The organism is Denitrovibrio acetiphilus DSM 12809, assembly GCF_000025725.1.
GTDB classification, from domain to species: domain Bacteria; phylum Chrysiogenota; class Deferribacteres; order Deferribacterales; family Geovibrionaceae; genus Denitrovibrio; species Denitrovibrio acetiphilus.
The window spans coordinates 911,915-930,310 of sequence record NC_013943.1; the positions used below are offsets into that span (position 1 = coordinate 911,915).

19 protein-coding genes are annotated in these 18,396 nt (G+C 41.8%); 13 read left to right on the forward strand and 6 right to left on the reverse strand.

What is annotated here, in order from left to right; all coding sequences use genetic code 11:
- Positions 1 to 179 precede the first annotated feature (179 nt).
- From DACET_RS04380 to DACET_RS04390, 3 genes are read right to left on the reverse strand one after another with little or no spacing between them, the layout of a single operon-like run.
- On the reverse strand, positions 180 to 845 hold the full coding sequence (locus tag DACET_RS04380; protein ID WP_013010181.1) for a Crp/Fnr family transcriptional regulator: 666 nt from the start codon (positions 843 to 845) through the stop codon (positions 180 to 182).
- Between the two features lie 16 nt (positions 846 to 861).
- Positions 862 to 1,920: a flavodoxin-dependent (E)-4-hydroxy-3-methylbut-2-enyl-diphosphate synthase gene (gene ispG / locus DACET_RS04385; protein ID WP_013010182.1), complete on the reverse strand. Its 1,059-nt coding sequence runs from the start codon at positions 1,918 to 1,920 to the stop codon at positions 862 to 864.
- Entirely contained in the window at positions 1,889 to 3,346 is a 1,458-nt protein-coding gene (locus DACET_RS04390) for a phosphomannomutase/phosphoglucomutase (RefSeq protein WP_013010183.1), read from the reverse strand. The genes ispG and DACET_RS04390 overlap by 32 nt, the downstream gene beginning before the upstream one ends.
- Before the next feature lie 38 nt (positions 3,347 to 3,384).
- Here DACET_RS04390 and DACET_RS04395 point away from each other — a divergent pair, with 38 nt between their 5' ends.
- Complete coding sequence (locus DACET_RS04395) at positions 3,385 to 4,197, forward strand: ATP-binding protein (protein ID WP_013010184.1); 813 nt, start codon at positions 3,385 to 3,387, stop codon at positions 4,195 to 4,197.
- Positions 4,197 to 5,006, forward strand: a complete 810-nt coding sequence (locus DACET_RS04400; RefSeq protein ID WP_013010185.1) for an MBL fold metallo-hydrolase — start codon at positions 4,197 to 4,199, stop codon at positions 5,004 to 5,006. Before DACET_RS04395 ends, DACET_RS04400 begins: the two co-directional genes overlap by 1 nt.
- Here the strand turns inward: DACET_RS04400 and DACET_RS04405 are convergent.
- Positions 4,999 to 5,499, reverse strand: a complete 501-nt coding sequence (locus DACET_RS04405; protein WP_013010186.1) for a hypothetical protein — start codon at positions 5,497 to 5,499, stop codon at positions 4,999 to 5,001. The genes DACET_RS04400 and DACET_RS04405 overlap by 8 nt on opposite strands.
- Before the next feature lie 82 nt (positions 5,500 to 5,581).
- Here DACET_RS04405 and DACET_RS04410 point away from each other — a divergent pair, with 82 nt between their 5' ends.
- On the forward strand, positions 5,582 to 6,025 hold the full coding sequence (locus DACET_RS04410) for a MarR family winged helix-turn-helix transcriptional regulator (RefSeq protein WP_013010187.1): 444 nt from the start codon (positions 5,582 to 5,584) through the stop codon (positions 6,023 to 6,025).
- Position 6,026: 1 nt separating this feature from the next.
- Here DACET_RS04410 and DACET_RS15400 read toward each other — a convergent pair whose 3' ends face one another.
- Entirely contained in the window at positions 6,027 to 7,217 is a 1,191-nt protein-coding gene (locus tag DACET_RS15400) for a GGDEF domain-containing protein (RefSeq protein ID WP_013010188.1), read from the reverse strand.
- Between the two features lie 271 nt (positions 7,218 to 7,488).
- Between DACET_RS15400 and DACET_RS04420 the strand changes: the two genes are divergently transcribed.
- From DACET_RS04420 to DACET_RS04465, 10 genes are all read left to right on the forward strand, one after another.
- Positions 7,489 to 7,911: a F0F1 ATP synthase subunit B gene (locus tag DACET_RS04420; protein WP_013010189.1), complete on the forward strand. Its 423-nt coding sequence runs from the start codon at positions 7,489 to 7,491 to the stop codon at positions 7,909 to 7,911.
- An 18-nt stretch (positions 7,912 to 7,929) separates the two neighbouring features.
- Positions 7,930 to 8,502 carry a F0F1 ATP synthase subunit B gene (locus tag DACET_RS04425; RefSeq protein ID WP_013010190.1) on the forward strand — a complete coding sequence of 191 codons (573 nt, stop codon included), beginning with the start codon at positions 7,930 to 7,932 and terminating at the stop codon, positions 8,500 to 8,502.
- Positions 8,499 to 9,035, forward strand: a complete 537-nt coding sequence (gene atpH, locus DACET_RS04430; RefSeq protein WP_013010191.1) for an ATP synthase F1 subunit delta — start codon at positions 8,499 to 8,501, stop codon at positions 9,033 to 9,035. The genes DACET_RS04425 and atpH overlap by 4 nt, the downstream gene beginning before the upstream one ends.
- A 28-nt stretch (positions 9,036 to 9,063) precedes the next feature.
- The gene (gene atpA / locus DACET_RS04435) at positions 9,064 to 10,572 is read left to right on the forward strand and encodes a F0F1 ATP synthase subunit alpha (RefSeq protein WP_013010192.1); all 1,509 of its coding nucleotides are present in this window, start codon (positions 9,064 to 9,066) and stop codon (positions 10,570 to 10,572) included.
- Positions 10,573 to 10,582: 10 nt separating this feature from the next.
- A complete protein-coding gene (atpG, locus tag DACET_RS04440) occupies positions 10,583 to 11,452 on the forward strand; it encodes an ATP synthase F1 subunit gamma (RefSeq protein WP_013010193.1) in 870 nt (289 codons plus the stop codon).
- A gap of 32 nt (positions 11,453 to 11,484) precedes the next feature.
- Entirely contained in the window at positions 11,485 to 12,888 is a 1,404-nt protein-coding gene (atpD, locus tag DACET_RS04445) for a F0F1 ATP synthase subunit beta (protein ID WP_013010194.1), read from the forward strand.
- 2 nt (positions 12,889 to 12,890) lie between these two features.
- Entirely contained in the window at positions 12,891 to 13,313 is a 423-nt protein-coding gene (locus DACET_RS04450; RefSeq protein WP_013010195.1) for a F0F1 ATP synthase subunit epsilon, read from the forward strand.
- Between the two features lie 101 nt (positions 13,314 to 13,414).
- Positions 13,415 to 13,801, forward strand: coding sequence for a hypothetical protein (locus tag DACET_RS04455; protein WP_013010196.1), 387 nt, complete (start codon positions 13,415 to 13,417; stop codon positions 13,799 to 13,801).
- A 567-nt stretch (positions 13,802 to 14,368) separates the two neighbouring features.
- Positions 14,369 to 15,421: a glycosyltransferase family 4 protein gene (locus DACET_RS04460; protein WP_013010197.1), complete on the forward strand. Its 1,053-nt coding sequence runs from the start codon at positions 14,369 to 14,371 to the stop codon at positions 15,419 to 15,421.
- A complete protein-coding gene (locus tag DACET_RS04465) occupies positions 15,418 to 16,023 on the forward strand; it encodes a LysE family translocator (RefSeq protein ID WP_013010198.1) in 606 nt (201 codons plus the stop codon). The genes DACET_RS04460 and DACET_RS04465 overlap by 4 nt, the downstream gene beginning before the upstream one ends.
- Here the strand turns inward: DACET_RS04465 and DACET_RS04470 are convergent, their stop codons facing one another.
- Entirely contained in the window at positions 16,024 to 18,300 is a 2,277-nt protein-coding gene (locus DACET_RS04470) for a methyl-accepting chemotaxis protein (protein ID WP_013010199.1), read from the reverse strand.
- Positions 18,301 to 18,396: the final 96 nt, after the last annotated feature.

Below are 18,396 nucleotides of genomic sequence, written 5' to 3' on the forward strand. Positions count from 1 at the left end.
GGAGCAGTCCGATTTGAAAAGGATTAATTGCAGGAAATGTAAACACTTTTACATCACCTGGGATGAGAATTTCCCTTATGGCTGTAGAGCTTATAACTTTAAAGTAAGGCAGCAGCTCCCATCTTACAGCGTATACCGCAGCTCTGGTATGGAATGCCAGCTATTTGAAGACAAGGGAGTTAAAAAATCATAGTCGGCTCTTTGATGAGCATGCAGTCCTGCTTTATTTTTACTACCCCTTCCAGAGTGAGGATTTTGAGGCATTTTGTGACAGATTCCCTTGATGCACCTATGAGATTCGAAAGCTCCTGATGGGTGTATTTCTTGATTTGGAAATAGCCGTCTTTGGCCTCTGTGCCTTTGACTATGGATTCTATAAGATATTTCGTAATCCTCTCTTTTACATTAAGAAAAGCGAGGGATTCTATGAGTTCATCAGCTTTGCGGAGCCTTTCAGTTAGTGTCTCCAGCAGGTACAATGTCACGTTGAAGTCTTTCTGCATGATCTCGTTGAATGCCTTTCTGGGTATAAGGGCAATTTCAGACTCTACGTCAGCTATCAGTGTTCCTGTTCTCCCGAGCCCGTCTATCATGCTCATTTCACCAACAACTTCACCGGGTTTAACAGGTGCGAGAATAATTTCGTCCCCTTTGTCGTCGATTATTACAACACGAAAAACACCTGAAAGGACAGCGTATAGATCGGTTCCTACATCACCTTTGTGAAACACGACCTCGTCTCTTAAAAACTTTTTGACCTTACAAAAGCTTGCAAGCCTTTCAAGATCACGCTCGTTCGCTGTTTCAAAAATAATCAAATCTGCCAGACGTTCTGCTAGTGTCACTGTTTTCTCCTTGTGCTTATTCGACGTTATCTGTTTTCAAGATACCAAAAAGTTCGTCAATTATCATCTCTTCCGAAACTTTTTTTATGATCTCCCCTTTTTTGAATATGAGTCCTACCCCCCGTCCGCCGGCAATGCCGTAGTCTGCTTCTCTTGCTTCACCGGGGCCATTAACAGCGCAGCCCATGACGGCTATGCTTATTGTGCTTTTGAGGTTTGCAGACCTTCTTTCCACTTCTTCGGCAAGTTTGACAAGCTCTATCTCAGTGCGTCCGCAGGTTGGGCATGATATTATCTCTGGTCCTCTTCGCCTGATGCCGAGAGCATTCAGAAGCTGCCACCCGACACGGATCTCTTCAACAGGGTCACCTGTTAGTGAAATACGGAACGTATCGCCTATGCCTTCCAGAAGAAGAGCTCCTATGCCGGCGGAAGATTTTATACTTCCGGCGAAAAAAGTACCTGCTTCTGTTACGCCTATATGCAGTGGATAGTCAGAGGTTTGGGAAAATTTTTTATAAGCCTGATAAGTTAGCGGAACACTGCTTGCCTTAAGTGATACCTTTATGTCGTTGAATCCGAATGATTCAAGCTGTTTTACATGTTTCTCGGCTGACCTGACAAGTGAATCGGCACATACTCCATATTTTTTCAACAGATCCTTTTCCAGTGAGCCTGCATTAACTCCGATTCTTATGGAGCAGCTATTTGCCTTTGCGCATTCGACTACAGCTTTCACTTTTGCGCTGCTGCCGATGTTGCCGGGGTTTATCCGAACCGCATCCGCTCCGTTTTCCATAGCAGCTATAGCAAGTTTGTGGTCAAAGTGAATGTCTGCAATAACAGGAATCTGCGACATGTCTTTTATAGTTCTGAAAGCCTTTGCTGCCTGCTGATCTATAACCGCACAGCGGACTATTTCGCAGCCTGCATCTGTTAGTGCTTTTATCTGGCTGATGGTTGCTTCTGTGTTTCTGGTGTCTGTATTCGTCATGGACTGTATGCTTACCGGAGCGTTCCCACCGATAGTCACACTGCCAACATTAACCTGTCTGGTCTTTTTTCTGTATATCATATTTAGTTTCTTTAATCTCTCTTTCAACTATTTGTCTTATGTTGTGCAGATCTTTTTTGCTGACAGCCTCATATCTGGTAACGAGAAGGGGTTCTGTGTTGCTTGCTCTTATAAGCGCCCACCCGCTATCAAAGGTTATGCGCAATCCGTCTATGCTGATAATATCTGTTATTTCATAAGTATTGTCACGCAGATATTTTATGAATTTTCTTTCGAGTTCTTTGATAATCTGAAATTTAACTTCATCCTGACACTTTTTTCTTATCTCCGGAGTGTTTATGTATGCGGGGATTATATCTGTCATGTCGGCAGAGCATCTGATTGTCCCGTTTGTGAGCATCTTTACGTATGCTTCGAGGAGTCTGACAGATGCATATATGCCGTCATCGAAGCCAAAATATCTGTCTGCAAAGAAAAAATGGGAGCTCATTTCACCGCCGAGGACAGCTTTCTCCTGTTTCATCTTTTCTTTAATCATAGAATGTCCTGACAGGTACATCACAGGAACCATCCCGATAGCTTCAATGTGCTCATAAAGCCCTTTGCTCGCCTTAACATCAGCGACAATTTTTCTACCCTGATTATGCTGGGCTATATCATGTGCAAATACACCTATGAGCTGGTCTCCCCACATCATACGCCCTTTGTTGTCGAGGGCGCCAAGCCTGTCCGCATCACCGTCAAAGCCGACAGCGAAGTCAGCCCCGATCTTTAACAGAAGCTCTTTTGCTTCTGCCATATTGCTTTCAACAGTGGGGTCGGGGTGATGACCGGGAAATGAACCGTCAGGTGTGCAGTAAAGTTCGTGAACTTCCACTCCCAAATTTTTGAAGATGACCGGAGCGATGTCCGAAGCAGTTCCGCTGCCTGCATCAATTACTATTTTGGGAATGTAAGAAAGTTTTTTGATCTGGTCTTTAAGAGCTTTGAAATGTTCGTTCAGGTAATTTATGTAATCTATTTTTATGTCTGCAATTCGGATAAATCCTTTTTTATCAGTTTTAGGGAAGTTTTTCATTATGATATCTGTGTATATCTGTTCTATCTTTTCTGAGTGATAGACAGTATTTTTGGTGCCGACTTTTATGCCGTTGAACTCCGGCGGGTTATGGCTTCCGGTAATCATTATATAACCGTCTGTCTGTTCGCTGTACATGCTGAAATACGCCAGAGGGGAGGGGCATACACCAAGATCGACAACATTTACCCCCGAAGAGGTAAGCCCGTTGCAGACAGCCTCGAAGAGGTCTGAGGATGACTCTCTTACATCCCGCCCGACAGAGAGAGTTGGGTGTTTTTCCCCGGTTTCGGATATAACCTGAGTAGCAAATGCTTTTGCCGCTGATTCAGCGGTATTGCAATTGAGAGTTTTTCCGTAAACGCCTCGTATGTCATACTTACGAAAAATGTCTTTGCCACGCAACATGATTGACCTGCTGTTAATCTTTGTGTTATAATCTGCTTATGAAAAAACTAACATGTTTTATTAATGATAGCAAGCTTTTAGAGAAGATAAAGGACTTTTGCGCCCGTGAAAAGTTTATAGCTGATATCATCAATAGCGCGCAGCAGTTTGAATATGATGCCGCCTCTGTGGTCTATATTACTGATATGACCTCAGAAATTTCCATTGATGGTCTGAAGGATATTCCGGTGTGTTTTATCGGCTCTGAAAAGCTCAACAGGCGGGACTTGTATAAGCTGCCGAAGGATTTTGAGTACATACATCTACGGTGTCTCGTAGATGCTGTAACTCATTCAGGCTGCTTTGAATTTGCCGCAGTGTCTGCTTTTCCTGTCTGTCTCAGTAAAACTTTTAAAATCAAAAATGATATTTTTAACATTGAAAAGGTTGTTTTTTCACTTACTAAAGATTTTGTTTATTTTCTGGATTTTTCATCTCTGGAAAAAGTGCGTGTGGGGCTGTCTGAAATGCTTACTAATGCCATTGAGCACGGAAATATGGGCATTACAGGTGACGACAAACTTCATGCGACGGAATCAGGAACTTATTACGATCTGGTTAACGAGAAACTGTCAACCCCTTCGATAATGAAAAAACTTGTTACTTTTACCTACACTATCAACAAAGAAGGCATTAATATGTCTATTGAGGATGAAGGGAAAGGGTTCAAGGCTGATAGCCTGCCTGACCCTACTGACCCTGAAAGTCTTCTGAAACTTCATGGCAGAGGTATTCTTATAACCAGAATGTACTTTGATGAAGTTAAATATAATGACAAAGGGAACAAGGTTAATTTATCAAAGAGGTTCTGATGCTCCATTTGCTGGGAACTAGGGGGACTTTGCCTGTTGCCGGACAAAGTTTCGTTAAATACGGCGGCAACACAACTTGCCTAATGGCTCCTATTGACAACGAAAGCTGTCTCGTATTCGACGGAGGAACGGGTCTCTCAAGTCTTAATAACTATAAAAATTTCAATGAATATCATATATTTCTTTCCCATCTCCACTGGGACCATATTGTAGGTATGCCTGTTTTCAAGGCTTTTTACAACTCCTCAAAGCGTATACATATATATCTGGAAAATAAAGTTGAGATGGAATCCACAGATATTCTTGATGTCCTTTTTAAGCCTCCGTTTTTCCCGGTTCCTAAAAGTAAGCTGATGGGTGATATCCGTATCCATCTTGTTGACAGCGGAGATCAGTTCCGGTTTGGCGCAATCAGTGTCCATGCGGCAAATGGAAACCACCCTGACGGTGTGCTGATGCATAAGATTATTTTTCCTGATAAGAAAATACTTTTTACGTCAGATTTTGAACACGGTACTGAAAAAGATGACTTTCTCATTGAGTTTGCCAGAGGGTGCGATTATCTGATATTTGATACGACATATACCCCTGAGGAATATGCCGGTAAATGCGGGCACATGTCTAAGGTAGGGTGGGGACACTCCACATTCAGGCATGGTATTGATTTTGCCAAAAAAGCTGGAGTGGATAATCTCATACTTTTTCATCATAACCCTGAGTATAATGACATTATGCTGGACGAAATAGGGATTCGTGCCCGCAGGGAATTTAAAAACTCTTTTGTCGCTTATGACGGTATGATTATCTGATCTTTCTTCTCCCCCAAGGTTTATAAACAGAGATTACCACTGCAAAGATCAAAGCCGCAGACTGTGCTGCCCCGAATACGAAATGAAGGAGTTGTATTTTTATATACTCTTCATTCCCTGTCACGACAGAATCTCTGGAAATCAATATCATCTTTTGTATCCATGGTCCCAGATAAAATGTTCCGAACAATATTGCAGAAACGGTGATTACCCACTTAACTACAATCCATTTATGCTTTATGAAACCCCAGTTTGTAAGAAGAGAATAAAGGAGTCCTGTTAACAGACAGCCCATTGCACCGGGAATTATGACAACAAGGACGTCAAGGTGATGCATTGTCAGATTTATTCCGTAAACAGCTTCCTGAGATGTCAGCCCTTGCTTAAGAAAATATATTAACCCGAGCGCTACGGAGCCTCCAATCCAGCATGATGCTGATATCAGATGAAAAGTCTTGAGTATTTTAGTGCCTTTGGCTGATATTTTATACATTTTATTCTCCTTTAGTATAGAAGCTATATTGACAGCATATTGTCATTTTGGTATTGTGTTGTCAATAGTAAAGAGGGGTAATATGAAACATACAAAAGCTGGTAAACTATATACAGATATCGTACTTGAGGTATTTAAGCTGAATGGGCTTCTTATTGCAGAAGGTGATAAGCTCGTAAAAGAATTTGGGCTGACCAGTGCACGCTGGAAAGTATTGGGAGCGCTTGCATTGACCGGAGAACCGCTGACAGTCTCCAGAATCGCCGTAAAAATGGGTCAGACAAGACAGGGAGTGCAGAGGATAGCAGATGTGATGGAGACGGAAGGACTCATTACATACGTAAATAATCCTTATCACAAAAAAGCCAGACTTGTTAAACTTACAGAGAAGGGGACAGATTTATACTCTAAGGCAGACGATAAACAGATAGACTGGTCAAATACTCTTGCAGATAACATAGATATTGTGGATGCCGAAACAGCTCTTAAAGTTCTACGTGCTGTCTACTGCGGTCTTCAGGGATAAGTTAGCTGGATACTATTTTATTTCGTCCTGTCTGTTTAGCCTTATAAAGTCTTTCGTCTGCACGCTTTATAACGGATTCCTGTGTGTCATCTTTTTCAAAGAGGGCAATACCAAAACTTGCTGTAACGTTGAAAGAATTTTCTTTCAGACTGAAATTTGTTTCTTTAAGTTTTTTGCGGATTTGCTCGGCTACATGGGTGGCATTCCTTACGTCAACATTTGTAAGCATTATGAGGAACTCCTCACCTCCGTAACGGAAAGCGAAATCAGTTTTTCTTATACTGTCTTTAAGCAGCTTTGCAAGATGCTTTAACACCTGATCCCCTATAAGGTGCCCGTAGTTGTCATTTACATTTTTAAAATAATCAATATCGACAAGCATTATGCAGAATGATGTATTCATTCTCCTGTAACGGTCGATCTCTTCGGTCATCTTTATATCCATGTATTTACGGTTGTAGAGGGAGGTGAGATGATCGGTTATGGATTCTGTTTTATATTTGTTGAGGTCGTTCTGAAGCTTTGACACCTGCTTTTTATAGTCTTCTAGTTCAGAGTTGACTGTTGTGTACTCTTTGTTGATTGTGTCCAGCCGCCCCTTTTTACTTTCAGTTTTGCTGCCGAAAGTGTCAACAAAGTTTGAAAATGATTCCAGCATTTTGGTTCGGAGATATTCGATAGAGTTTTCACTTTTCAGCACTTTGTGCATGTCTTCTGCGTCACCGAGAAGTTTCTGGTCTAATGCCAGGTCTTCTTCGACAAAGTCAATGCTGTTCGAGAAGCTGCTGGTGAGCTCTGCCTGAAGTCCGACAAATTTTGTGAAGACATCTTCGATGAAATTGCTGACTTTGTGCTGGCGTCTTTCAAGGGATATAATGTGATCGCTAAGTGCATTGAGGAGAGTTTTTTGTGCTTCGTCAAATCCTTTGTCCGGATTAAATACGAGATCTTCGACATTTTTAAGTGATGCTTCAGCTACGAATCCTTTTAAGGGGGTTACATAACGGAGCAGGTCAGACTTTTCTCCCCCGCACATTGCATATTTAATGAGGTCTTCAAAGCGTTCATCACTTAAAAGGTGTGATTTGATATTCGCAGATGAAACCTTAACTTTGTTCGCAGCCATGTTTTTAAGCATCTGAGTAACTATTTTGCTAAGTTCTGATGCGATATAGTCTGATCTGTTTGCCATAAGTTGCTACCTTGAGTCTGTTTTGAATAATTATCCTTTATTATTTTATAAAATGATGTCCCTTGCAAGCACTAAATTATGTATTGTCATAGTGGACGTATTATTGTAATGTGAGACCCGATTTAATAAAGGTTTTTTGTAAAGTTGATGTTGACTTATTAGGCTAGTTTTGATAAATATCCATCTAACTTGTACACTGTATACAGAATACTGTTTTAGATACAGAATACCGTTATGAAAAAAACTCATAATTAATTTGGAGGAGCTCCGCATGCTGTATGTAGACTATACATTACTTATTCAGATAGTTCAGTTTCTTGTAATTATCTTTCTCGGTAAGAAGATGATCCTTGATCCTGTCCTTGCTACTATTGAAGGCAGAGATTCTAAAATTGACGGCATGAAGGATGAGGCTGAACAGCTTAAAGAAAAAGTTGAGCAGTACAGGGCAGACTATGCCGAGAAAATGACAGAGATGAGAGTCGAGCTTGCTGAGCATCACAAAAAAATAAAAGATGATGCTTCAAAAGAAGCTGCTGCCAAAGTTCAGGCTGTTAAGGTTGAAATTGACGGCAAAGTTGCTGCTGCAAGAGCAGAGATTACCGTTCAGTCTGCCAAAGCTAAAGATGAGATGAATGCGATGGTTGCTGAAATCTCTGACATGATTGTAGATAGAATAATGCTTTCCGCATAAATAAGTGAGGGATAGATAGTGAAAAAAGTTCTTGCAACACTCACACTGGCTATGGTGTCTTTTACGGCATTCGCAGCCGAACATGGTGGCGAGCACGCAGTCGACATGACGGCACTCTGGAAAAACTTCGGTTACAGAGTCATCGTTTTTGTTGTGCTTGTTGCCATCATAGTCAAACTCGCTAAAAAACCTCTCCTTAATTTCCTTGATAAAAGAACAGCCGACATTGAAAAAGCTATAGCAGATGCAAATGATGCAGCTGAGTATGCTAAGGCTGAGCTTACTAATTATGAAATTAAGATGGAAGGTTTCGAGAAAGACCTTGAAACAATGAAAGAGAAATCTTTGAAAGCCGCAGAAGCTGAAAAAGAGCTCATCCTTGAAGATGCCGCAAGGCAGATCGAAAAGCTTCAGGCATTTGCAGAGAATGCAATCGCATCCGAAACAAAGAAAGCTACTGTTACTCTGAAAAGAGAAGCTGTTCTTGCTGCTATCGAAGCAGCAGAGGCAAAGCTCGGCAGCAAGCTGGATGAAGCAACTCAGAAGAAACTACTTGAGCAGTACATCAAAAAGATGGAGGTGGCAGGATGAAAGAGAACATTATAGCCAGCCGCTACGCTCAGGCACTTTTTTCCGAAGCAAAATCAGACGGTAAGGCGGAAGATGTCATAGCACAGCTTTCAGCTATCAGCGCACTTTACGATGCGTCTGAAGATTTTAAAGTTCTGGTGAAAAACCCGCTTATCAAAAAAGAAGCAAAGCAGTCCGTTATCGACGAACTTAAGAACAGAGGAGCACTGGATGAATTCCTTTATAAGTTTCTTACTCTTCTCGTCAGCAAAAACAGACTTAGCCTGCTTCACCTGATAGCAGAGCAGGTTATAGCTATGGACATGAAGGACAAAGGGAAAGCAGAGGCGTTTGTTACGGTCGCTTCACCTTTGGACGATGCATCTAAAAGCTCGTTGAACGACGTTCTGAGCAAACTTACAGGTAAAAAGATTACCATCAGAGAAACAGTTGATGCCTCCATCCTCGGCGGTGTAATTGCTCAGGTGGAGAGCAGTCTTTACGACGCTAGCGTCAAAGGGCAGCTGAACAAGATAAAAGAACAGTTGATATAAGAATACAAAAGTTAAGGAGATTGGCTGTATGCAGATCAAAGCTGAAGAAATAAGCCAGATCATACGCGATCAGATTAAGAACTTCGACCAGAAAATTGATATGGAAGAAGTCGGTACTATCCTCACCGCGGGTGACGGTATTGCCAAAGTCTATGGTCTTGAAAATGCGATGGCTGGAGAGCTGCTTGAGCTTCCAGGCGGAGTACACGGTATTGTTTTCAACCTTGAGGAAGACAACGTCGGTATCGTTATTATGGGTGAGTACGCTCACATCGGTGAAGGCGATACTGTTAAAAGAACAGGTAAGATTGCTTCTGTACCAGTTGGTGAAGCTCTCATCGGACGTGTTGTTGACGCACTTGGTCAGCCTATTGACGGCAAAGGACCTATCGAAACAAAAGAGTTCGACGTTATCGAGAAAATCGCTCCTGGTATCGTAAAAAGAAAGCCTGTACACGAACCTGTTCAAACAGGTATCAAGGCTATCGACTCTATGATTCCGATCGGTAGAGGTCAGCGTGAGCTTATCATTGGCGACCGTCAGACAGGTAAAACTGCTGTTGCTATCGATGCAATTATTAACCAGAAAGGTCAGAACATGATCTGCGTTTACGTTGCTATTGGTCAGAAGAGATCAACTGTTGCACGTATCGTAGATACACTGGAAAAACACGGAGCTATGGAATACACTATCATAGTTTCCGCTTCTGCATCTGATCCTGCGCCAATGCAGTACATTGCACCTCTTGCAGGTACTACAATGGGTGAGTACTTCAGAGACAGAGGGCAGCACGCACTGCTCATCTATGATGACCTTTCAAAACAGGCTACTGCTTACCGTCAGATGTCACTCCTTCTGAGAAGACCTCCTGGACGTGAAGCTTACCCTGGTGACGTTTTCTATCTTCACTCAAGACTTCTTGAGAGAGCTGCGAAACTTTCCGACGCTGAAGGCGCTGGTTCACTTACAGCTCTTCCTATTATCGAAACACAGGCGAGTGACGTTTCGGCTTATATCCCGACAAACGTTATTTCGATTACTGATGGTCAGATATTCCTTGAGTCAGACCTTTTCCTCTCTGGTATACGTCCGGCGGTTAACGTTGGTATATCTGTATCAAGGGTTGGTGGTTCTGCTCAGATCAAAGCGATGAAGCAGGTTGCCGGTAGTCTCCGTCTGAACCTTGCTCAGTATCGTGAACTTGCTGCATTCTCTCAGTTCGGGTCAGACCTTGATGCTGCCACTCAGGCGCAGCTCAGACGTGGTGCCAAGCTTGTTGAGATTCTTAAACAGGGACAGTACAAACCTGTTAAAGTTGAAGAGCAGGTTGTTATTATTTTTGCAGGTGTTAACGGTCTTCTTGACAGTATAGAAACATCAGCTCTTTTGAAATTCGAATCAGAATTTATCGCATATCTTAAGAGCAACAAAGCTGACATTCTCAGTGAGATAGTTTCAGCAGGTAAAATCTCTGACGAACTTTCAGCTAAAATGAAAGCGGCAACAGAAGAATTTAAAAAGATGTTTACAGCGTAAGGAGCTTTAAATGCCTGGTATAATGGACATAAAACGGAAAATTAAATCCGTTCAGAATACGCAGAAGATCACGAAAGCCATGAAAATGGTTTCCGCAGCCAGAATGAGAAAGGCTGAGGAAGCTATGAATGACGCTCGTGCTTATGCGAATAAAATCTATGAACTCTGCTGCAATATGGCAGAAAAGGTTGACTCTGAGAGCCATCCGTTTCTTGCCCAGAAAGCAGAGGTAAAGAACATATGTCTTGCCATTATTACCAGTGACAAAGGTCTTTGCGGTGCGTTCAACTCAAACGTACTGAAAAAGACCACAGCTTTCATCAAAGAGCATGAAGGCAAAAACATTAAATTTGTAATGGTTGGTAAAAAAGGTAATGATGCTTTCGGAAAGCGCGGATATGAAGTGCTTGAGAAGTATATCACCTTTGGCGGCAGGATAACCTATGAAGAGGCCGGTGAGATAGGCGACAAGCTTGTTGACTACTATCTTAACGAAGAAGTTGATGAGATATATACTATCCACAATGAATTCAAGTCTACCTCTGTACAAGTAGGTAAAGTAACAAAAGTGCTCCCTCTGGCGTTTGAGGCTCCTGAGGTGGCTGCTGCTGACGGTGCTGTAGATTATATCTATGAGCCCAAAGCAGATGTTCTGCTTAAAGAAATAATGCCCAGATACATTAACTTCACGGTATTCTTTGCTGTACTCGAATCCATAGCGGGCGAGCACGGCGCAAGGATGATCGCGATGGATAACGCATCCAGAAACGCAGGTGACCTTGTAAGAAAACTTGAGCTTCAGTTTAACAAAGCTCGTCAGGCTGCTATTACTACTGAAATTCTGGACATTGTTAATGGTGCAGAAGCACTTAATGGATAAAGAATAAACTTAATAAATTGGAGATCAAGGAAATGGCTGAAAACATAGGTAAAGTTGTTCAGGTAATTGGTCCTGTTATCGACGTTAAGTTCGAAACAGGTCAACTTCCAGAGATTTACAACGCTCTTGAAGTTACAATTGGTGACCACACAGTTATTTGTGAAGTTGAGCAGCACCTCGGTGAGAACATCGTAAGAACAGTTGCGATGAGCTCAACAGAAGGTCTGGTCAGAGGCTCACAAGCAAAAGATACAGGTCAGGCTATTACTGCACCTGTTGGTAAAAACGTTCTCGGACGTATTATAAACGTAACCGGCGACCCTGTTGATGAGGCTGGTCCTCTTGAGACAGAAACCCGCTGGCCTATACACAGACCTGCACCTACTCTTGAAGATCAGGATACAGGTACAGAGATACTCGAAACAGGTATTAAAGTTATCGACCTTCTTGAACCCTACACAAAGGGTGGAAAGACAGGTCTCTTCGGTGGTGCTGGTGTTGGTAAAACAGTTCTTATTATGGAGCTTATCAATAATATCGCTCAGGAACACGGCGGCTATTCAGTTTTCGCTGGTGTTGGTGAGCGTACCCGTGAAGGTAAAGACCTTTTGGAAGAGATGGAAGAATCCGGCGTTATCAGTAAAGTTGCGCTGGTGTATGGTCAGATGAACGAACCGCCTGGTGCACGTATGAGAGTTGCACTTACAGGTCTGACAGTCGCTGAATACTTCAGAGATGAAGAAGGTCAGGACGTTCTGCTGTTCGTTGACAACATCTTCCGTTTTTCTCAGGCAGGTTCTGAGGTTTCCGCTCTTCTCGGTCGTATGCCGTCTGCGGTTGGTTACCAGCCTACACTCGGTACAGAGATGGGTGAGCTTCAGGAACGTATTACATCAACATCCAAAGGTTCTATTACATCAGTTCAGGCTGTTTACGTTCCTGCGGATGACCTTACTGACCCTGCTCCTGCTACTACATTCGCACACATTGATGCGACTACAGTTCTTTCACGTCAGATTGCAGAGCTTGGTATTTACCCTGCGGTTGACCCACTTGACTCAACATCACGTATCCTTGACCCTGGTGTTGTAGGTGAGGAACACTATGCAGTTGCTCGTGGTGTTCAGGCTGTACTCCAGAAATATAAAGAACTTCAGGATATTATCGCTATTCTTGGTATGGAAGAGCTTACTGAAGAAGATAAAATGACTGTTGCAAGAGCTAGAAAGATTCAGAGATTCCTCTCTCAGCCTTTCCACGTTGCAGAGCAGTTTACAGGTACTCCTGGTAAATATGTTCCTCTTAAAGAAACTGTTAAGGCTTTTAAAGCTGTTCTTGATGGTGAGGTTGATCATCTCCCAGAGCAGGCATTCTACATGGTGGGTGGTCTTGACGAAGTTTACGAGGCAGCAGAGAAACTTAAAGCAGGTAAATAATAATGGCTGATACAATTAGGCTTGAACTTGTTACACCGGAAAGGATGATCCTTTCTGAAGATGTTGAAGAAGTGATAGCTCCCGGTGTTGAGGGTGACCTTGGCGTTCTCCCTGAACACGCACCGCTTCTCACAGCTCTCAGGGTTGGCGAGATGGCTTACAGAGTTGGCAAACAGATAGACTATATTGCTATTGTCGGAGGCGGCTTCCTTGAAGTCAACAACAACAAGGTGATAGTTCTTGCTGATGATGCCGAACTTGGTCAAGAAATAAATCTTGATGAAGCCATCGAGCGCAAGCTCAAAGCTGAACAGAACCTTGAGCAAGAGCGTAAGGCGGATGAATCTGCTTTCAACTCTGCTCAGGTACAGCTTATGAAAGAACTCACAAGAGTTCAGATAGCTGAGAAGTACAGAGCTAAGTAATTTCATTACTGCTTCTATATTTACATTAGGCAATATATTAAGGGCGTATACTTATGTATGCGCCCTTTTTGTTTTTATAGTATAGTTACATAGAGGGGGCTATGAAAAATAATATCAATCATTTTATAAATGACTTCTATTCAGATATAGACAGTCTTGAAGATACGAAATACATAGTAGAGAAGTATTTTGCACACGAAGCAGCCCTTAGTCACTATGGCGAAATATCAAAAGGCAGAGAAGCTGTTGAGGACTGGTACGACGCTATCAAAGCAGGCTTTTCTGAGTCTATGCATCAGATAAAAAATGTGGAATACAAAGCTTTCGAGGATGTTTATGCTGTAAGGGCTGATGTTGTATGGACTGCTGCATTTCGTAATATCGAAAAGAAGAATATGATACGTTACAAGACAGTGGTCAGGATGGATCTGATAGAATGCAGCGGCAGATTGCAGATAAAAAACTATAAGTCTATTGCTGTAGGATAAAAGAAAAGGTCATGAATGCCTGTTCATAAGGCGGGGTGCTTCTTTGTCTGTAAATTCTGTAGAACAGCCGTTTTTTTATCAGGTAAAAACTGGTTTACATAAGCCTTTATGCTGAAAGTAAATATTTAATGTATTTAATATTTAATGTTCATATTTATAATGCACCGCCATTTTGATTAATAACAGCGTTAACAGCGACTATTACTAAACTATGCCTAACATCAATCTGTCAGTAGAATCGTCTACCTCTCTTCAACATCCCTATGTCTGTTTTCAATTGAATAATAAAATTGATAACATTAAAAATCTCAATTGCTGCTGAATGGGAGTTCACAAAAAAGACTCATAGCCGATTTGCCACAGACAGTAGCCTCAGTTCTGGATTTATAAAACATGCCAGTTTAACACGTCAATAAAATACCAAACTTAATAATCTTCATCTTTGCTTCATTAACAGAGAACATAATAGGTTAGTTTGCTGCGCACCTTTCCATAGCGAGCATGTCTAGCGTTTGAAATAGCTTAACATCAATATGAATGTTTGATCATTTTAATACAGGTGGCTAAATGAATATTTGCTATATCAATTTTAACAAAAACTGGGGTGGAGTCAAAACATGGAGTTTAGATTTTGGTAGGTCATTACAGGATAATGGGCATAGTGTTACTGCTGTGGTGCGACCCGAGACTGGTTTTGATACTGCCTGTAAACGTGCAGGTTTCGACACAAGATGCTTTAACCCAGGTATGAAGTGTAATCCGGTATCTATATTTAAGATAATCAGAATACTTAAAAAGAAAAAAATTGATGTTGCTATAGTGAATATATCAAAGGACCTGAATGTTGGTGCTGTTGCCTGCTTTATAGCGGGGGTGCGCGTTTTTCATAGAATAGGGCTCCCAAGAGATATCCGAAACCGTATGGAAGACAGGCTGATGCACAAAATCGCAGATGGCGTTATTGTTCCGAGTGCTGGTCTGAAGCGTGCTTTACAGTGTTTTGATTTTATGGATGCTAATAAAATTAATGTGCTTTATAACAGTAAAAACAAGGCTGTCTATCTGCCAAAAGAACATGTTCAAAAGCACAAAGTAGTGATAGGTGTGACCAGCCAGCTTACAAGCTCGAAGGGGCATATTTATCTTTTACAGGCTGTTAGGAGGCTAAGAGATGAAGGTTATAACTTTCTTTTGAAGATTGCAGGTCGAGGAAATCTTCATGATAAGCTTAATGAGTATATTACTGGCAGCGGGCTTGAAGATAATGTAGTGCTAAGTGGCTTTCAGAGTGATATACCTGCATTTTTGGATAGTCTCGATATCTACGTACTGCCTAGCCTTATGGAGAATTTTCCTAATTCTCTTCTTGAAGCTATGTTTACAGGGCTTCCGTGTATTGCAACAGACGTTGGAGCAGTTTCTGAGATCTTAGGGGAGGCGGGGATTATTGTTGAACCTGTGAATATTGATGCATTATACACAAACATAAAAAACCTTATTGAAAACGTCAGGCTTCGTGCAGACCTTGGGAGAAAGGCAAGAGCGAGATGTCTTGAAAAATATGATATTGATGTTAATATTATGAAGTTTGAAGATATCCTGAAAGAGGCTGCCAGATGACTGTTGAGAGTTCGATTACGTTTTTTGTTGCTATGTCGCTTTTTGTAGCCAGTCCGGGGCCAGGTGTGATGGGCTGTGTAGCTGTTGCTATGAGGCAAAATATAAAAAATTCTGTTGCTTTTATTGTTGGAATGATCGCAGGAGACCTTGTCTATCTTTTATTTGCTGTCTTTGGGCTGACAGCTCTTGCCAGCAATTTTAACTTTTTATTTCAGGTTGTGAGAATGGCCGGAGGAGCTTACATGCTTTTTCTGGCTTATAAGATGTGGCGGTTTGTACCTGAGCAGCAGCAGATAAAGATGCCTTCACGTAAACGCGGCAACTTTTTTGCGGGTTTGTTCATAACACTTTCGAACCCGAAGGTGATCATCTTTTACTGCGGTTTTCTTCCTAATTTTATGAATCTGGCGTCATTGAGCCATATTGACCTTCTGATTGTGAGCTTGCTCGTGTCTTTTGTAATTGTAGTTGTTATGGGGAGCTATAGTGTTATAGCTGGCAAAACAGGCGGGTTTTTGTCAAGACGTTCCGGAAAGGTTCTAAACAGAAGTGCCGGCACTGCTCTCGCTGCCACCGGCACATATATGATATTCAAACAATGATCAGACTTTAAACCGGTTCACCATCTCCTTCAGCTCTTCTGTCTGCTTGTCCTGTTCGGCAAGTGTCATAGTTACATCGTTTATAGCGTTGGAACTTTGCTCAACACTGGAAGCTATCCCCTGAACCTCAGTCGTGACTGAGTTTAAAGTTGTTATCTGTTCCGATATTGCATTGTTGATAGATGAATTTGCAGTTTCTATCTCTTGAACAGAGCATACGATATTGTCAAATACGCTGCTTGTTTTACCCATGATAGAGACACCTTCGTTTACAGATGTTTCTGCTGATGCCATATTGCGGGATGCAGAGGCTGTCTCTCTTTTAAATTCGCTTATTATTCCGTCTATTTCACTTGTTGCGCTTTGGGTTCTCTCTGCTAGCTTACGTACTTCGTCAGCGACGACAGCGAAGCCCCTGCCTGCTTCTCCTGCTCTTGCTGCCTCTATTGCAGCATTGAGTGCCAGAAGATTTGTCTGGTCTGCAATGTCGTTTATAACGTTAACTATCTCGGCTATCTTAGCAGATGAGCCTGCAAGGTTTGATACGGTTTCCCCTAGCAGTTTTGTCTGTTCCATAATATCTTGTATTTTGCTGACAGATTCCTCAATTTTAACTTTTCCTTCTGCGGTTATATCGCCGGATTCTCTCGCTTTATCCAGAGCGTTCATAGAGCTGTCCGAAATCTCTGTTGTTGTCGAGTTCAGCTCTTCCATGGCGCTTGCAACGCTTGATACGTTTTCGGCCTGCTCGTTGAATGTGAGGTTCAGCTCTTCTGTAGTGGAGGCGAGAGCTGATGTCCCGATCGATACAGAGTCGGCAGATTTCTGGACGTCACGTACAATGTGCTGAACATTTTCAATAAATTGATTAAAGTATTTGCTGAGCTCAGCTATTTCGTCGTGACCTTTTACAGGGATCCTGAGAGTGAGGTCACCTTCACCTGTGGCGATATTTTTCGTAATTTTAGTAAGTTGGTTGATTTTGCTGATTACCATTCTTCTAAGTAAGATAATGGTCAATGCCAAAGCTATAATGGTTATGATACATGAGATCGCAATAATAAGATTGCGAAGCTGCCAGGCTTCTGTGAGCGCTTCTGCATAGTCTTTTTTAACGATAATCCCCCATGTTTGTCCATAGACATCCAGTGGTTTGTAAGCGGTGAATGATTTTTCGCCCATACCGCTTATAATTATCTCTGCGCCTTCTTGTCCTGCGACAGAGTTGCCGGCAGCGCGACTGTTGATTTTTACTATACCAACACTTGTACCGGCTGTTTCAACTTCGGGGTTATCTTTTTTTAATTTATCAAGGAATCTATGATTATTTCTCATGTACATATCTGAGCCGAGAAGAACTGTGAGACCAGTTTTGCCCATGCCTACGGATTCGTACTTTCCTCCGAAATCAGATATTGCGTTGATTATTTCCACAGGGAGCTGGACTATCATATAGCCTGTGATCTTGCCATTTGCCGACACAGGCGTTCCCAGAAATGCTGCGGGGGAGTTGTAACTTGGTTCGTAGGGGCGAAAATCAGCAAAAGCGAGTTCACCTTTTTTCAGAGGCTTAAGCTTTTTGAATACTTCGCCAAGTCCTGATTCTGCATAAATGTCATTTGTAAGGTTAGTTGCAAAATCTTTCTCTTTATATACGGTATAGATTACATTCCCTTCAGTATCTGTCAGAAAAATATCATAGAAATTAAACTCATTCATAACTTCGTATAAAGAATGGTGATAGGTTCTGTGGGCTGTGTTGTAAGGGCTTATAACCTCTGTCTGTGTGAGCTTTTCTTTTGCTCCCACAGGGTTTGGGTTGGAATAGATGTAAGTGTGCTGAAGCAGTCTTCCGTTAATTGCAGAGGGCAGATATTTTTTTATCTCTTTTTTCTGGCTGCTTCTTGGTATGTTATAGTTGACGTTGGGGAGGTATTCGTTATTATAATTTTTCGTAAGATCATTTGTGACCAGAGTGTCACTGATCTGATAGTATTGGTCATAATTGCTGAATGCATCGGCAAATTCTTCGACAGCAGCTACAGTGCTTTCTTGCGCTGCGATTGATTTTAGTGTATCACCAATCATGTCTAGATAGGTTTCTATTGCGAATGACTGTGTCTCTCTGATGGCTTTTAGCTGATCAAAGGTTGCTCTTGTAAGGCTTTTTTTACTTTGAACGACAGCAGTAAGAGTGACCAGACCAGACAAAACAATAAAACTAAAGAGTATAACGCTGATAAGTTTAAGGTTCAATGAAGCAGTTTTTTTGTTCATTATATAAACTCCGACTAAATTGATTGTGCGCTGTATAGGATATTTTTAGCTAAATTAAGCATAACACAATTTGTATTTTGTATTGTTTCAACGTTG

Coding starts and splice junctions, on each gene's coding strand:
- ispG (WP_013010182.1), bottom strand. CDS start 1,920: ATGATATACAGAAAAAAGACCAGACAGGTTAATGTTGGCAGTGTGACT.
- DACET_RS04390 (WP_013010183.1), bottom strand. CDS start 3,346: ATGTTGCGTGGCAAAGACATTTTTCGTAAGTATGACATACGAGGCGTT.
- DACET_RS04395 (WP_013010184.1), top strand. CDS start 3,385: ATGAAAAAACTAACATGTTTTATTAATGATAGCAAGCTTTTAGAGAAG.
- DACET_RS04400 (WP_013010185.1), top strand. CDS start 4,197: ATGCTCCATTTGCTGGGAACTAGGGGGACTTTGCCTGTTGCCGGACAA.
- DACET_RS04405 (WP_013010186.1), bottom strand. CDS start 5,499: ATGTATAAAATATCAGCCAAAGGCACTAAAATACTCAAGACTTTTCAT.
- DACET_RS04410 (WP_013010187.1), top strand. CDS start 5,582: ATGAAACATACAAAAGCTGGTAAACTATATACAGATATCGTACTTGAG.
- DACET_RS15400 (WP_013010188.1), bottom strand. CDS start 7,217: ATGGCAAACAGATCAGACTATATCGCATCAGAACTTAGCAAAATAGTT.
- DACET_RS04420 (WP_013010189.1), top strand. CDS start 7,489: ATGCTGTATGTAGACTATACATTACTTATTCAGATAGTTCAGTTTCTT.
- atpH (WP_013010191.1), top strand. CDS start 8,499: ATGAAAGAGAACATTATAGCCAGCCGCTACGCTCAGGCACTTTTTTCC.
- atpA (WP_013010192.1), top strand. CDS start 9,064: ATGCAGATCAAAGCTGAAGAAATAAGCCAGATCATACGCGATCAGATT.
- atpG (WP_013010193.1), top strand. CDS start 10,583: ATGCCTGGTATAATGGACATAAAACGGAAAATTAAATCCGTTCAGAAT.
- atpD (WP_013010194.1), top strand. CDS start 11,485: ATGGCTGAAAACATAGGTAAAGTTGTTCAGGTAATTGGTCCTGTTATC.
- DACET_RS04450 (WP_013010195.1), top strand. CDS start 12,891: ATGGCTGATACAATTAGGCTTGAACTTGTTACACCGGAAAGGATGATC.
- DACET_RS04455 (WP_013010196.1), top strand. CDS start 13,415: ATGAAAAATAATATCAATCATTTTATAAATGACTTCTATTCAGATATA.
- DACET_RS04460 (WP_013010197.1), top strand. CDS start 14,369: ATGAATATTTGCTATATCAATTTTAACAAAAACTGGGGTGGAGTCAAA.
- DACET_RS04465 (WP_013010198.1), top strand. CDS start 15,418: ATGACTGTTGAGAGTTCGATTACGTTTTTTGTTGCTATGTCGCTTTTT.
- DACET_RS04470 (WP_013010199.1), bottom strand. CDS start 18,300: ATGAACAAAAAAACTGCTTCATTGAACCTTAAACTTATCAGCGTTATA.